The sequence below is a fragment of the Halobacillus naozhouensis genome (assembly GCF_029714185.1).
Taxonomy (GTDB): Bacteria; Bacillota; Bacilli; order Bacillales; family Halobacillaceae; genus Halobacillus_A; species Halobacillus_A naozhouensis.
The window spans coordinates 351,744-366,004 of sequence record NZ_CP121671.1 but is presented as its reverse complement, the minus strand read 5'-3'; the positions used below and the strand labels follow the sequence as shown (position 1 = coordinate 366,004).

13 protein-coding genes and 1 pseudogene are annotated in these 14,261 nt (G+C 42.9%); 5 read left to right on the top strand and 9 right to left on the bottom strand.

The window, feature by feature from the left end; all coding sequences use genetic code 11:
• Positions 1–13: 13 nt before the first annotated feature.
• Together P9989_RS02030 and P9989_RS02025 are read right to left on the bottom strand one after the other, a co-directional pair.
• Positions 14–1,468: an aldehyde dehydrogenase family protein gene (locus P9989_RS02030; protein WP_283077180.1), complete on the bottom strand. Its 1,455-nt coding sequence runs from the start codon at positions 1,466–1,468 to the stop codon at positions 14–16.
• Between the two features lie 76 nt (positions 1,469–1,544).
• Positions 1,545–1,988, bottom strand: coding sequence for a GNAT family N-acetyltransferase (locus P9989_RS02025; RefSeq protein ID WP_283077179.1), 444 nt, complete (start codon positions 1,986–1,988; stop codon positions 1,545–1,547).
• 257 nt (positions 1,989–2,245) lie between these two features.
• Here P9989_RS02025 and P9989_RS02020 point away from each other — a divergent pair, with 257 nt between their 5' ends.
• Together P9989_RS02020 and P9989_RS02015 are read left to right on the top strand one after the other, a co-directional pair.
• Entirely contained in the window at positions 2,246–3,154 is a 909-nt protein-coding gene (locus tag P9989_RS02020; RefSeq protein ID WP_283077178.1) for a cation diffusion facilitator family transporter, read from the top strand.
• Complete coding sequence (locus tag P9989_RS02015; protein ID WP_283077177.1) at positions 3,147–3,458, top strand: ArsR/SmtB family transcription factor; 312 nt, start codon at positions 3,147–3,149, stop codon at positions 3,456–3,458. The genes P9989_RS02020 and P9989_RS02015 overlap by 8 nt, the downstream gene beginning before the upstream one ends.
• Positions 3,459–3,495: 37 nt before the next feature.
• Here P9989_RS02015 and P9989_RS02010 read toward each other — a convergent pair whose 3' ends face one another.
• A complete protein-coding gene (locus tag P9989_RS02010) occupies positions 3,496–3,921 on the bottom strand; it encodes a pyridoxamine 5'-phosphate oxidase family protein (protein WP_283077176.1) in 426 nt (141 codons plus the stop codon).
• 145 nt (positions 3,922–4,066) lie between these two features.
• Here P9989_RS02010 and P9989_RS02005 point away from each other — a divergent pair, with 145 nt between their 5' ends.
• Entirely contained in the window at positions 4,067–4,792 is a 726-nt protein-coding gene (locus P9989_RS02005; RefSeq protein ID WP_283077175.1) for a Bax inhibitor-1/YccA family protein, read from the top strand.
• A 128-nt stretch (positions 4,793–4,920) separates the two neighbouring features.
• Entirely contained in the window at positions 4,921–5,781 is an 861-nt protein-coding gene (locus P9989_RS02000) for an alpha/beta fold hydrolase (protein WP_283077174.1), read from the top strand.
• A gap of 269 nt (positions 5,782–6,050) precedes the next feature.
• Here P9989_RS02000 and P9989_RS01995 read toward each other — a convergent pair whose 3' ends face one another.
• From P9989_RS01995 to P9989_RS01970, 6 genes are all read right to left on the bottom strand, one after another.
• Positions 6,051–6,773, bottom strand: coding sequence for an SIS domain-containing protein (locus P9989_RS01995; protein WP_283077173.1), 723 nt, complete (start codon positions 6,771–6,773; stop codon positions 6,051–6,053).
• A 13-nt stretch (positions 6,774–6,786) separates the two neighbouring features.
• Entirely contained in the window at positions 6,787–7,512 is a 726-nt protein-coding gene (phnF, locus tag P9989_RS01990; RefSeq protein ID WP_283077172.1) for a phosphonate metabolism transcriptional regulator PhnF, read from the bottom strand.
• Positions 7,513–7,528: 16 nt separating this feature from the next.
• Positions 7,529–8,260 carry a glucosamine-6-phosphate deaminase gene (gene nagB / locus P9989_RS01985; RefSeq protein WP_283077171.1) on the bottom strand — a complete coding sequence of 244 codons (732 nt, stop codon included), beginning with the start codon at positions 8,258–8,260 and terminating at the stop codon, positions 7,529–7,531.
• Positions 8,257–9,441 carry an N-acetylglucosamine-6-phosphate deacetylase gene (gene nagA / locus P9989_RS01980; RefSeq protein WP_283077170.1) on the bottom strand — a complete coding sequence of 395 codons (1,185 nt, stop codon included), beginning with the start codon at positions 9,439–9,441 and terminating at the stop codon, positions 8,257–8,259. Before nagA ends, nagB begins: the two co-directional genes overlap by 4 nt.
• Positions 9,442–9,495: 54 nt before the next feature.
• The gene (nagE, locus tag P9989_RS01975; protein ID WP_283077169.1) at positions 9,496–11,424 is read right to left on the bottom strand and encodes an N-acetylglucosamine-specific PTS transporter subunit IIBC; all 1,929 of its coding nucleotides are present in this window, start codon (positions 11,422–11,424) and stop codon (positions 9,496–9,498) included.
• Between the two features lie 198 nt (positions 11,425–11,622).
• Positions 11,623–12,534: an NAD(P)/FAD-dependent oxidoreductase gene (locus P9989_RS01970; protein ID WP_283077168.1), complete on the bottom strand. Its 912-nt coding sequence runs from the start codon at positions 12,532–12,534 to the stop codon at positions 11,623–11,625.
• Between the two features lie 192 nt (positions 12,535–12,726).
• Between P9989_RS01970 and P9989_RS01965 the strand changes: the two are divergent.
• Positions 12,727–14,216: pseudogene (locus P9989_RS01965) on the top strand (glycine betaine uptake BCCT transporter).
• Positions 14,217–14,261 lie beyond the last annotated feature (45 nt).

Genomic DNA, 14,261 nt, shown 5'->3' with positions numbered 1-14,261 from the left:
TCTTTTTTATTTATTAAAATGGGAATTCACGATACCCGTTCATGACACCAATCGTCTTGACCGTTGTGAATTTATCAATTGCCCAAGACCCGCCAAAACGACCTAGACCGGATTGCTTTTCACCACCGAAGGCAACGTGTCCTTCATCGTTGACAGACTGGTCGTTCACATGAATCATACCTGTATCAATTTGTTTAGCTACTTCAACTCCACGATGAACATCTGTCGTAAACACAGAGCCGCTCAAGCCATGTGGTGAATCATTAGCCACCTGGATAGCTTCCTCTTCATTGGCCACTGCAATAACTGCTACTACCGGACCAAAGATTTCGTTTTTAGCAATCGGCATGTCATTCGTTACATTTGTTAATAAAGCAGGCTGCAGCAAATTACTTGTTTCTTCTCCACCAACTAGTTTGACAGCTCCCTGTTCAATACTATCGTTCATATCCTTCTGAATACGATCAGCAGCTTCCTGATTAATGAGCGGACCGACAATCGTTTCTTTTTCAGCAGGATCACCGGCCTGCAATCCTTCAACTTTTTGCTTCAAGGCTGAAACGAATTTATCGTGAACAGACTCATGAACAATGATTCGATTGAGCGCAATGCAAATCTGCCCCTGGTGTAAAAACTTACCGAAAGAAGCGGCTTCGACAGCCCTGTCAATATCAGCGTCATCGAGGACGAGCATTGCGTTATTACCGCCCAATTCAAGGGCGGTATCTTTTAGATGCTTTCCAGCAAGCTCTCCGATATGGCTGCCGACCTCTGTGGAACCCGTAAATGAAATGAGTTCAGGTATAGGGTGCGTTACAAAAGCATCTCCGATCTCAGAACCTCGACCTACAACAACATTTAATACTCCTGCCGGGAATCCTGCCTCTTCAAATAACTCAGCAAGAAGCAGTCCTGCTGTAGCGGGAGTGCTTGAGGCAGGTTTGACAACTACTGTATTACCAGTTGCAATGGCCGGTGCCACCGATCTCATTGCTAAATGAAACGGGAAATTCCAGGGACCAATAACGCCAATTACTCCTTTAGGAGAACGATAAATACGGTTTTCTTTCCCCGGGATATTCGATGGCAGGATCTGTCCATCCATCCGGGTTGGAAAAGAAGCAGCTTCTCGAAGAATCCCATAAGCTGTTTGGTACTCTAACTCCGCTTTGATAAGTGTACTTCCTGATTCTTTAACCAGCCAGTCAATAATCTCATCCTTACGATCCGCCACAATTTTTTGTAGTGAATCAAAGTAAGTCTGTTTCTGTCCAGGTGTAACCTTTCGCCATTCTTTCTGTGCTGCCTGTGCAGCTTTATATGCGTCATCCAAGTCTTCCTCATTAGCTGATGGAATACTTGCGATAGTATGGTGAGTGTAAGGATTTATATTTTCAACGGTCTGTTCACTTGCTCCCGTCCTCCACTCCCCCTTAATATATTGTCTAGTAAATGTTTGCGGACTCATATGAGTTCCCTCCAGTTTTTTTAAGTCACAGAGTATATTTTCCACCTCATACTTGTCTTCAAACATGAACCATTTGTTACAGCTTCATGACCATATCAACATGTGGAATGTTATCTTCCAGGTAAACTTCTGTTACTTCTTTAAAGCCAAACGATCCATAAAAATGGCGTAAATATTCCTGACCATGCAGGGAAATCCCCTCAATATTGTCACTTTGCTTTAACGTCTCAATCGCTTTATTCATAAGATCTTTTGCATACCCTTTGCCGCGCTGCTGCTTCACAACAAGCACACGGCCAATTGCATGATAATCTCCACTTGCTTGCGGAGGAACGATTCGACAATAAGCAATCATTTCGCCTTTATCTTCAAGCCAAATATGTACACATTCGTCATCAAGTCCGTCTACCTCTTTGTACGGACAATTTTGTTCGACAACAAATACTTCCGTTCTCAACTCTAAAATCTTATATAATTCTTGAGTTGTCAGCTGGTCAAACCTCTTCTGAATCCACTTCATAATCATTCTCCTCTATACAAGATACTTTTACTATACAAAAACTCTTTACTCGCATAAAGAATATAACTCAAACCATTTTATTCTAATGAGCCCCATTGAGGAAAATTTGGATAATCAACCATTACCCTCAGCTAGTGAAAAAGCTTAAAGTGGGTATAGTTAAAAAGAGTCAACACAAGTTGACACCTTTTTAGATGTCCAGTAGTATTGTATATATGAACATATAAACATATATTGAGGTAAAGGAGGGATTCAGTATGGGACACCATCACCATCATCACGACCATACTACCGGAAATATTAAATTAGCCTTCTTTCTCAACCTGGGATTTACAATCCTGGAGATTGTCGGCGGAATTTTGACCAACAGTATGGCCATCCTTTCAGATGCATTACACGATTTAGGCGACTCGCTATCATTAGGTTTAGCCTGGTTTCTCCAAAAGTTTTCAAAAAAAGGGAAAAACCATAATTTTTCTTTTGGCTATAAACGCTTCTCTCTTCTGGCTGCACTTATTAATAGCATTGTGTTAATCGTAGGATCGGTATTTATTTTAACAGAGGCGATACCGAGACTTATGGATCCCGAACAACCGCATGCAGGCGGAATGATAGCTTTCGCTGTATTGGGAATTATCGTGAATGGAGCAGCGGCATTTCGGCTGCGCGGCGGTGAATCAATGAACCAGAAAGTCATGTCACTGCACCTGCTTGAGGACGTTCTAGGGTGGGTAGCAGTACTTATTGTCAGTATTGTCATGGCTTTCACTGATTTACCGATTCTTGATCCGATTGCTTCCATCGCAATCACGCTATATATTTTATATAATGTTGTTTTAAATTTGCTCAAAACGATGCGGCTATTTCTGGAAGGAGTCCCCGAAGATGTTGACCTGGACAGTGTTGTGAATGAAATGAATGAACTCCGTCATGTCGAGTCTACACACCATACTCACCTATGGTCACTAGACGGCGAACATCATGCTTTTTCCACCCATATTGTGGTCCCTTCTTCTGCTTCTAAGGAAGAGGTCTGTACAATCAAGGAGCAGGTGAAATCGATTATTAATACGATTCACCTGGACCATATTACGATTGAAATTGAGTATGAAGATGAGTACTGTTCTATGCACGAACAGGATAAAGGAGGGTTTCAGCATGGATGATTCTTTTTATATGAGAGACTTGGATGAAGAAACGCTGTTTATCGTCAGTCAAACGTTTAAAGCTCTGTCTGACCCCACCCGCATTCGAATTTTAAACCTCCTTTTTGAAAAGGAATATGCAGTTAATGATATCTCAGAAACCCTCGGACTACGGCAATCGACTGTCTCGCACCAGCTTCGGTTTCTTAAGAACTTGCGACTCGTTAAATACCGCAGGGAAGGAACGACGATTTATTATTCTCACGATGATGAACATGTCATTAACGTGTTGCAGCAAATGATTAACCATGCATTGCATCATTGAAAGAGGAGCTGCCAGCTGTTACCTGGCAGCTCCTCTATTATAGTTCTAATTTTTCAGGTGTGTCAGTTCCTGTATTCATTAACTGAATGCTCTCTGGGTAAATTTCCAGCACGATATATTCAGGGTCATCTTTTCCAGAAAACCACCGTTTCATTCTGTCATTCCACAATCGATCTTTTATATCCTGATCGTCACGGATTTTGGCCTGCCCTTCCACTTCCAGGTATGCGTCCCCATTTCCTTCACCCTCGTACCCAATTAAAATGTAGACATTGGGATTTGACTCAATTTCCTCTGCTTTATGAGTTTCTTTATTCGTAGGGGTGAAGAAGGTAAATTCATCGTCATTTGAAAAGGTCATAAACCTTGAATACGGCTTACCGTCTTTAACTGTTGCGAGCGTACCAACTTGGTGGTGCTCCATAATATCAAAAATCTTTTCTTTAAGCGCTTGCTGATTCAATGATATTCTCCTTTCCAATTGGGAAATGTATAAGTCATTTTCCTTCAAGGGCAGAAAAGTAAACATTCATAACTAGGTCCTGTAAATGCTCCTCCTTTATTCTACCCCCATCTTACATTTATACTTAGGAAAAGGAGTGACGAAAATGCGAAGTGGGAATCCCGTTTTAAAGGATAAAACCTTTCAAAGGTCCAGCAGCCCTGGGGCGACAATGTCTCTCGGCGGAACCGTATCCAAAACTTTCTTTTTGTTTCTTTTTTTACTCGGTTCAGCCCTTTACACGTGGTACCAATATTCTCAAGGGGTAAACGTCAATCTCATGATGATCATCGGTGCTATTGGCGGGCTGATTTTTGCCCTGATCACGATTTTCATTCCAAAAGCTGCACCTATTACTGCACCCATTTATGCAGCACTTGAAGGTTTTTTCATTGGAGGAATTTCTTCGTTTGCAGAAGCAAACTATCCGGGGGTTGTGATTCAAGCAGCTTCTCTAACCTTTGCTGTTATGGGCGCGCTCCTGTTTCTCTATGCAACAGGAATCATAAAAGTAACGAAGAACTTCAGATTAATGGTGATATCGGCTACGCTTGCGATCTTTATCGTCTATATTGTTAATTTCATCATGAATATCTTTTTCCAGACCAGTGTCCCTTACTTGCATTCGAGTGGACCAATCGGAATTGGGATTAGTCTGGTAATTGTCGCGGTAGCTGCCTTAAACCTAGTGCTGGATTTTGACTTCATTGAAAAAGGCGTTGATAAAGGAGCACCTAAACATATGGAATGGTATGGTGCCTTCGGACTGATGATTACACTTGTGTGGCTCTATATTGAGATACTGCGTTTATTACAAAAATTGAGGAGATAATAAAGATCAGTTCCTGTAACGGAACTGGTCTTTTACTTTTATTACATTTGTAATATTTGTAATGAAAATGTAATATAAACAACGAGAATATGTTATACTTAAGCAAGAATGCAACCAGGAGGAAGATCATGCGCAGTCATATTTATAACGAAAGAAGAAAATACATTCTTATCCCCATTCTGTTCTTTCTACTAGGCAGTTCCATCTTCTTTATGAACTCCTCACCTACACGTTCTGAGCAAACTGACTCAACCATTCCAACCCTATTTATTCATGGTTTTAAAGGCGGGCCTGGGTCATTCAATACAATGCTCCAGCGTTTTGAAGGTAATAATTGGGGCTCTAAGCAAATGGTGATTCACGTGTCTTCATCAGGTTCAGTACAGATTCGCGGGAACATTCCCCACACGATGAATCCATTCATTCAGATTCTGTTTAAAAATGACCGAGCCAGTTTAGAGAATCAGACGTTTTGGTTAAAAAAAGTGCTGCACACCTTAAAAGAGAATTATGGTATTGATCAAGTTAACCTTGTCGGCCACTCTATGGGAGGCCTTGCTGCAACGAATTTTCTGTTAAGTAATCAACAAGGGAGTTTTCCTTCAGTGAATAAGTTGATTGCGATTGGCAGCCCTTTCTTAGGCATTGATCAAGAGAGTTACTTTGCTGCGAATACAGGAGCAGCTACGGTTGATTTAAAAGCTGATTCACATGCATTAACAAATATGATCAAAAATAAAGAAAACATTAACTCAAAGGTCCAAGCATTAGCGATCGCGGGTGTCATTAACCAGGAGGCGCCCCCTGCTAAGCAATGGGACGGTCTTGTCAGTAAACAAAGTGCACTGGGTCTCAGTCGCATTATCGCGCCAGTAAATTATCAGGAACGTACTTTTTTCAGCCAGACCGCTACCCACTCGGGTCTGCACGAATATATTAAAGTCGATCAGGCTATCGCACAATTTCTTTGGAGTATCCAAAGCGAGTGATATGGAATAAAATGGATGACCCGAGGTGGAAAAAACACCCACCTCAGGTCATCTATTTTTTGTCATTTAGAGTTCTTGATCATTGTTTCTGAATCTCTGCTAATCGATTGTCCTTTTGAAAAGATCGAAATTCTGTTTTACTCAAGAGCTGAACTTCCTTCTAAATTGACCCGAAACATCTCAAGGATCACTTCCTCTGAATACATGCTAAGGGTGTAATTACCTAAAGTGGGTATAAATACCACCTCAGGTCTCCCAGAAAAAGGATGTTAAAATTGTATTCTGTCTTTATATTTTTCTACCAGGGTTTTGTTATGTTGTTCGGAGCCATCGATGTTGCCACTTTGAAAAATTGGCGGGTCTACTCCCAATTCTTTAAGGCTTACAATTGTCTTTGCAAAAAGATCTTGGATAAGCACTGTACCAATGACCGAAGATGCTGGGGCAAACGCCTGAGCAATTCCTTCTTTTTCTAAAACTGCATCACCGACAGGCACCTGTGTATCAATTACGACATTGACGACCTCCTCCAGCCTTTTCCCTGAAGGGTGTCGCGCAGGTTGAGATTGTGTATATTCCCTTGACATTAACCCGATGACGTAAGCACCCCGCTCCTGCCCGAACATGGCAACATCAATGGGAGCAGGATTACGGCCAGAAGTCGAGATCACAATCAATATATCCCCTTCGCGAATGTCTTCATTGGCCAGCGAATCGTGGACGTAATCGACTGTTTTTTCGTTCACGCTGGATTGAAGTGCGCCCTGATGTAACATAAGAGATTCGATCAAAATGGGACGAACAGGCACAAGGCCTCCTGCCCTGTAATAAGGTTCTTGAGCAATCAGGCTGGAATGACCGCAGCCAAACAAGTGAATAATCTGTCCCTGCTTAAGATACTCAGCCACCGTTTGACTAATCGTGGTCAGTTGACAGTGAGTCGAGAGTTCAAGATTCTTGAGCTGTTCAGCTACCTTTACCAAATAGTTCATCAATACCCTCTCCTTAAGCTCGGTAAATATCACTAATGAATTTGTAGCGATCTGCGCGATAAGATGACTTCACTACTTCAAAGGGAGTTCCATCCGTTAACGAGCTATTCCGTTCGATATGCAAGATAGCCGATGCTGCCGGTACCTCTAACAAGGACGATTGTTGTTCATCAGCTATAGTTGCTTCAATCATTTGACTTGCTTTGCCGATCCTCTTTTGTTTCGATTTTTCAATATAATCGTACAGCGACCCTTGAACAACTCGTTCATCGAGACCAGGAAACATAGCTGCAGGAATAAATGTCGTTTCAATCGCCATCGGCCTCTGATCTGCATAGCGAATCCGCTCAATTTTGTAAACTTCAGCCTCTTCATGGAGCTGCAATTTTCGCAATACATCAAACGGGGCTGCTACCCTCTCAAACTGCAATAGCCTGCTGCTTGCTTCCATTCCTCTTGATCTCATATCCTCTGTGAAACTCGTCATCCCTTGAAGAGGCTGCTCAATTTTTTGATCGGCAACAAAGGTGCCTCGTCCTTTTTCCCTAAACAGGACTCCTTCATTCACCATATTAGTAACCGCTTGTCTCACTGTCATCCGGCTCACATCATACGTCTCAGAAAGCTCCCGTTCAGACGGGATCATGTCCCCTGACCGATAATCATCATCAGCTATTCGCTGTTTTATATCTTCCTCAATTTGATAATAAATCGGCAATGGTGACTGCTTATCTATCATAGAATTCGGACTCCTCTCAAAGCTTTGCTTGTTTATAAGCTGGTTCATCCACAATTAAAGTCACATGATCATGTTTATTCAAGGCAGAGGCAGGAAAAGATTCATCCTGTTCCCCTCTAAGCAGACGCTTGATAGCTTCAGCCTTTTCCTCTCCTGAAGCAAGAAGCACGATCTTTTTACTTTTTAAAATGGACTTGATCCCCATTGTAACTGCCTGGTGAGGTACCTCTTCAATTGAGTTGAAAAATCTCGCATTGGCCTCTCTTGTTGAGGCAGATAGATCAATAATATGTGTTTCACTATCAAAAGAAGTACCAGGTTCATTAAAGCCGATATGTCCATTCTGACCAATACCTAGCAATTGTAGATCCGGTGGTCCTATTTCCTCGATTAATTGTTCATATCGTTCACATTCGTAAGCAAGGTCACTTGCTTTCCCATTCGGAATATAAGTGTGGTCAGGGTCGATATTAATCGAGTGAAACAGATGTTTGTTCATAAAAAAATGATAGCTTTGAGGGTCGATTTTGTCCAATCCGACATACTCGTCCAGGTTTAGTGAATAAACGTCCTGATAGTCGGCAGATCCACTTCTATATCCTTCTTCTAACTCCTGGTATGTGCCAAGCGGCGTGCTCCCCGTTGCTAAACCCAGGACAGAATTCGGCTTTCCTTTTACTTGTTCTTCAATATACTCACAAGCTTTCTTGCTTAGCTCTTTATAATCCTTTGTGACGATGATATTCATGGTGTATCCTCCCTGCGGTCGTGAGCGATCACTCCACGGCATACTGTCATTACGACACCGTATTCTTCATTTAAAAGTACTAAATCGGCATCTTTTCCTGCTGCAATACTTCCCTTACGGCCTTCAATTCCTAACTGGGTAGCTGCGTTCGTAGACGTGATGCGTGTGAGTTCCTCTATAGTTATGTTGGTGTTTTGGCTCATGTTAGATACAGCTTGTTGTAACGTCAAGATGCTCCCGGCCAATGTGCCGTCGGCTAGACGAGCTTCATTTCCTTCAACATTTACACTCTGCCCGCCAAGCTCATAGGTTCCCTCAGGAAGACACTTAGCCCTCATCGCATCGGTGATTAAAATGGTACGGTCAGCCTGGGTATGCTCGTAAGCGAGCTGGACCATCTCAGGACGAGAATGGACATAGTCCACAATCATTTCTACCATAAGGTCTTTATTTAAAAAAGCCGCCCCGACGACTCCCGGTTCGCGGTGATGCAGACCGCTCATTTGATTGTATAAATGAGTGATATGACGGGCGCCTGAACGCACAGCTTCTGTAACTTGATCGTAAGTAGCCTGACTATGGCCAATTGATGCCACAACTCCAGTCTCACTTACATGCTTTATAAACTCCATGCCGTTTGACACCTCAGGAGCTAGTGTAACAAGTCGAATGTTGTGATCACTTTCTTCCTGCCATTGATCAAATTGCTCAATAGAGGGCAAGCAAATGTGTCCCAATGGCTGGGCGCCTGCTTTTTCTTGTGAAATAAACGGCCCTTCTAGGTGTATTCCGAGTACTTCGGCCTCGCTGTTCACCTTCTGTTGTTTGATATAAGTTCCGACTGTTTGAACAGCACGGGAAATATGGTCTTTCGACTGAGTCATCGTTGTCGCCAGGAAGCTAGTCGTACCTTCTTCAGGCAAACGGGAAGCCATGCCAGCGAGAGCCTTGTGAGATGCATCCATTACATCATGGCCATCGGCACCATGTATGTGAACATCGATGAAACCAGGCACGAGCGTCCACTTTTCACCCTGACCGTCGATAACAATATCGGCCCCGCCTATATTATATTCAGATATGGCATATATCTTTCCATTGCGAACCTGCAGGCATGCAGATCTCATCGTTTCAGTTTCCGTCACTATCGTTACATTTCTAAATTCAATGGTTTCAGCCATGATTTCACCCCTTTCTTACTAGTGGAGGGAGAAGTGATCAACTTCTCCCTACTATTATTGAACAGTAACAATGCCTGTCTCACCTTGAGAATGCCTCCCAGTTTGGTGAAGAGTTACTGTTTCATTTTCCAGATTTGTGAAAATAATTGGAGTTACAACAGAAGGAGCTTTTCTTTTCACAAAGTCGAGATCCACACGTATTAGCGGGTCCCCCTGTTTGACTGTCTGATTAGCTTCAACGAGAGTTTCAAACCCTTCACCCTTAAGCTGAACGGTATCCAGTCCAATGTGAATGAGGATTTCCATCCCATCGTCGGCTTCAAGTCCAATTGCATGTTTAGTAGGGAATACTTGGACAACCTTTCCGTTAACAGGTGAAGTAAAAGTGTCCTTCTCGGGATCGATGGCGAATCCTGGCCCCATCATCTGTTGTGCAAATACTTCATCGGGAACGTCTTCAAGCGGCATGACCGTACCTTCATTTGGCAGCACAAAATCCTCAGCCGATAGTTCGCGGCTATTGTATGATTTATCGCTCTGTTCATCTTCCTTGAAATCAGTTTCTGGTGGAGCCTCGTACCTCTGGTCCATCCGCTTTCTCATGGCATCTGCCAGAAATTCGACAGTTGTTCCTACGATAACTTGCAGATTCTGCTTTCCAACTTTCATTACACCGCGTGCCCCGTAACGCCTTAATGCCGCTTCATTCACTTTTTCACGGTCAGACATTTGCAGGCGCAATCGAGTCGTACAATAATCCAATGATTTAATATTCTCAGAGCCCCCGAGTGCTTCAAGGTACTGATAAGCTTTTGCATCATAATCGTTTGCTGGCTTATTAGGCTGTCCAACTTCCTGTGTTTCTTCTACGAGATCTTCCTCCTCATCTTCTCTACCAGGAGTTTTCAAATCGAGTTTAACAATCAAGAAGTAGAAGACAACAAAATACACAGCACCCAGAACGACTCCGATAAGAATCAGCATGAGCGGATTCTCAGCAATACTGTAATTTAGAAGATAATCAATCAGACCTGCTGAAAAACCAAAGCCGTGACGAACATCCAGCATAAAAGCAGCAACCATGGAAACAGCGGTTAATATAGCATGCACAACGTAAAGAAGGGGTGATAGGAACATAAATGTAAATTCAATCGGCTCTGTCACACCTGTAAGGAAAGAGGTCAAAGCAATACTTAATAACATGCCTCCTACAGCTGCTTTACGATGCTTCTTAGCTGCTGCATACATGGCCAGACAAGCAGCTGGAAGACCAAACATCATAACCGGGAAAAACCCTGCAAGGAAGTGCCCCGCTTCAGGGTCGCCATTTAAGAATCGGTTAATTTCTCCCCGAACAACTTCCCCTGATTCAGTCGTAAATGTACCAAAGTCAAACCAAATTAATGTATTCATTACATGGTGTAAGCCTACTGGAATTAATAAACGGTTCAGAACGCCATATACACCTACACCCAGTTCTCCTGCATTTAAAATCCAGTTAGCTGTGGCATCAAGCACATTTTGCGGATAAACCCATAAATAACCAAATACAAAGGAGAGCGCGACCATTACTAGTGAAGTAATGATCGGAACGAACCTTTTTCCACCAAAGAATGACAGAAATTCTGGAAATTTAACGTCATAGAAACGATTATATAGCATCCCGGCGATTACCCCGGAAACAATTCCTGAAAATACTCCCATATTAATATTTTCGTTAATCGCTCCAATCCCGCCTTCGAGTACTAAAACACCGACGGCACCAGCAAGAGCAGCCGCCCCGCTTCCATCCTTCGCAAATCCCATAGCAATACCAATCGCAAATATTAACGACAGGTTTGTAAGGATCCCATTCCCCGCTGCTGTTACAAAGGGAATATCCAGCATATCCTCCATACCAAGACGCACAAGTAATGCCGCCGCTGGCAAAGTAGCTATTGGAAACATTAATGATTTACCAATTCGCTGTAAAAAGTTCAACATGTATCTCCACCCCTTTATCGGATAAATAATATGAAAACGCTTCATAGATCCACTTTATCATTTAAATATATAGTTGTCTATACCAATATACGAAAACATTCACACTTCCAGACGCCTTCGCATATTCATCTAGTCAGGAAAGGAGGGGCCGTCCTGTCCCTCCTTTAATCCAGGTCTTTACCCGGTTTAAAGTTCTTCTTACTCCCAATCTTCCATCGACAGTTCATGATTGATCACCACTCCTGCTTCATACCCCTCTCCTGCAGCACCAGCTAACCCCACAAATGAGTTCTTGGCATCACCAATCACATACAATCCTTCTACGTTTGTCAGTCCATGATCGTCTGATTCATAGCCGCCCCGTTCATTGATATGGATGTCTAATTGTTCAGAAAGGTCGAAAGCTTGCTTTTCTCTGGTATTTAAAAGAAAACCGCCCGTTCTAAAAAATGTCTGTCCTGTTTCCGTCAATACCTTCTCTAATTTACCCTCATTAGATTGTAACTTTACAACGGGTGTTTCTACTATACGAATATGATGGTCTGTCAATTCTTGCTTGAATTTCCCATCAAACTGTGCCGCTCCATTCGTAAATAAAATAAGATCCTTGCTCCAGTTATAGAGCAATTTTGTAAAATTAACAACTTTCTCTTCATTTCCAAACACTGCGAGAGGTTCACCCTTACGCTCCCATCCATCACAATAAGGGCAGGGGAAAACGGACCTGCCATACACCTCCCTAAAACCAGGTATAGCTGGTAACTCATCGATCATTCCTGTTGCTACAATCAACCTTCTTGCTTTAAAAGCATCCCCCAGACGGGTTGTAACAATAAACTGTTTAGTATGTTTTTCTACTTGTATCACTTCATCATTAAAACACGTTACATTGCGATAGGCCCTCAACTGCTGCCGGGCAATCTGGCGAAGTTTCTGAGGCTTGATCCCATCCCTTGTTAAAAGACCATGAGCTTCAAGTGTAACATCATTGCGCGGGGTTCCTTTATCTATAATGACCACGTTTCTACAAGAGCGCCCTAATACAAGAGCGGCACTTAATCCCCCTGGTCCTCCGCCTATTATGACCACATCGAAAACCGCTTCATTCATACCAGCATCCCTCCCTTCTCTCTTGATTACCTAGCACTAGTTTTGATCAATGAAGGAAGTTCTATCCTGCCAGAATGGATAATATCTTAAGTGATTTTCTTTCTGCCCTATAGTATAGAAACAATCAGTTCAGAAATACTACATCAGGATAACTCTTTTTCAGAGGAGAACGGTGACGGGAAGGAGTAGACTATGAATAAAACAACTTCTGTATTTTGGATCACATTATCTATAACGCTTGCTGCCTCCGTGTGGGGTTCCTTAGCGCCTGAGAGCTTTGAACGTATATCAGGTACTATTCAAATCTACATATCCGTCCACTTTGGCTGGTATTATTTATTAATTGTTTCCTTGTTTGTCGTGTTCTGTTTGTATATGATCTTCAGTCCGTATGGAAAAATCAAGCTTGGTAAGCCAGAGGACAAGCCAGATTTCAGCTATTCCACCTGGTTTGCCATGCTCTTTAGTGCGGGCATGGGAATTGGTCTTGTTTTTTACGGTGTTGCCTCGCCAATCTCCCATTATATGAAGACCCCTCCAACGGCCGAGCCAGGTACTCGGGTAGCGCTTGAGGATGCCATGCGTATAACCTTCTTTCATTATGGCATTCACGCGTGGGCGATCTATGCTGTCGTCGCTTTAGTACTCGCCTATTTTAAATTCAGACACGGAAAACCTGGTTTAATCAGCGCTACCCTTGAACCCCTTTTTGGAGATAAGATGGCCGGTCCATGGGGGAAGACAATCGATATTATTGCCGTCTTCGCTACGATTGTGGGGGTAGCCACGACGCTTGGATTTGGAGCAACACAAATCAATGGCGGCTTCACGTACCTGCTTGGCATCGAAAACCAATTTTGGGTCCAGCTCGTTATCATCATTGTAGTCACTGCATTATTTATGATGTCTGCTTACACAGGTCTCAGTAAAGGGATTAAGTATTTAAGTAATGCCAACATGGCTCTGGCAGCTATTTTATTTTTTGCCATGTTATTTATTGGTCCGACACTTTATATTTTGAATTCATTTACAGATACACTTGGAATGTACATTCAACAGCTTCCGGCTGAGAGTTTGCGCATCTCCCCAAATCATGAAGAAGAACAACAATGGGTATTAGACTGGACGGTCTTCTTTTGGGCCTGGTGGATAGCCTGGGCTCCCTTTGTCGGGATTTTCATTGCGAGGATATCCAAAGGCCGAACGATACGGGAATTTCTCTCTGGAGTTCTTATTGTTCCTTCTGTCGTCAGCTTTCTCTGGATGACGACGTTTGGCATAACAGGAATTCAGGTGCAAAACGAAGGGGCAGACATTGCCAGTCTTCCTGATGAACAAGCCTTATTCGGAGTCTTTGATCAATTCCCATTCAGTGTCATCTTATCAATCCTGGCGATTATGCTCATCGGAACTTTTTTATCACATCCGCAGATTCCGCCACCTTTGTATTAGGAATGCAAACGACAAATGGCGCGCTGGATCCGCCCAAAACCGTTAAGTTCGTCTGGGGAATTGCCCAGTCCTTAATAGCGGCTGTTCTACTCTATACAGGAGGACTTCAAGCCTTGCAAAACGCGTTAATCTCAGCAGCCTTCCCATTCTCAGTCATCATGCTGCTCATGATTTACTCCCTCTACAAAGCACTGCGAAAAGATAGGCAGTCAACACAGGGAGAACGCTGAATTTAAAAATTCGCTAAGGGTGTTTTTCAGGCTATTCATGCAGGA

Excerpts from the sequence above, each read along its gene's own strand:
- P9989_RS02025 (WP_283077179.1), bottom strand. The coding sequence starts at position 1,988 with ATGAAGTGGATTCAGAAGAGGTTTGACCAGCTGACAACTCAAGAATTA.
- nagB (WP_283077171.1), bottom strand. The coding sequence starts at position 8,260 with ATGAATATCATCGTCACAAAGGATTATAAAGAGCTAAGCAAGAAAGCT.
- P9989_RS02000 (WP_283077174.1), top strand. The coding sequence starts at position 4,921 with ATGCGCAGTCATATTTATAACGAAAGAAGAAAATACATTCTTATCCCC.
- P9989_RS02020 (WP_283077178.1), top strand. The coding sequence starts at position 2,246 with ATGGGACACCATCACCATCATCACGACCATACTACCGGAAATATTAAA.
- nagA (WP_283077170.1), bottom strand. The coding sequence starts at position 9,441 with ATGGCTGAAACCATTGAATTTAGAAATGTAACGATAGTGACGGAAACT.
- phnF (WP_283077172.1), bottom strand. The coding sequence starts at position 7,512 with ATGATAGATAAGCAGTCACCATTGCCGATTTATTATCAAATTGAGGAA.
- P9989_RS02005 (WP_283077175.1), top strand. The coding sequence starts at position 4,067 with ATGCGAAGTGGGAATCCCGTTTTAAAGGATAAAACCTTTCAAAGGTCC.
- P9989_RS02015 (WP_283077177.1), top strand. The coding sequence starts at position 3,147 with ATGGATGATTCTTTTTATATGAGAGACTTGGATGAAGAAACGCTGTTT.
- P9989_RS02030 (WP_283077180.1), bottom strand. The coding sequence starts at position 1,468 with ATGAGTCCGCAAACATTTACTAGACAATATATTAAGGGGGAGTGGAGG.
- P9989_RS01995 (WP_283077173.1), bottom strand. The coding sequence starts at position 6,773 with ATGAACTATTTGGTAAAGGTAGCTGAACAGCTCAAGAATCTTGAACTC.
- P9989_RS01970 (WP_283077168.1), bottom strand. The coding sequence starts at position 12,534 with ATGAATGAAGCGGTTTTCGATGTGGTCATAATAGGCGGAGGACCAGGG.
- nagE (WP_283077169.1), bottom strand. The coding sequence starts at position 11,424 with ATGTTGAACTTTTTACAGCGAATTGGTAAATCATTAATGTTTCCAATA.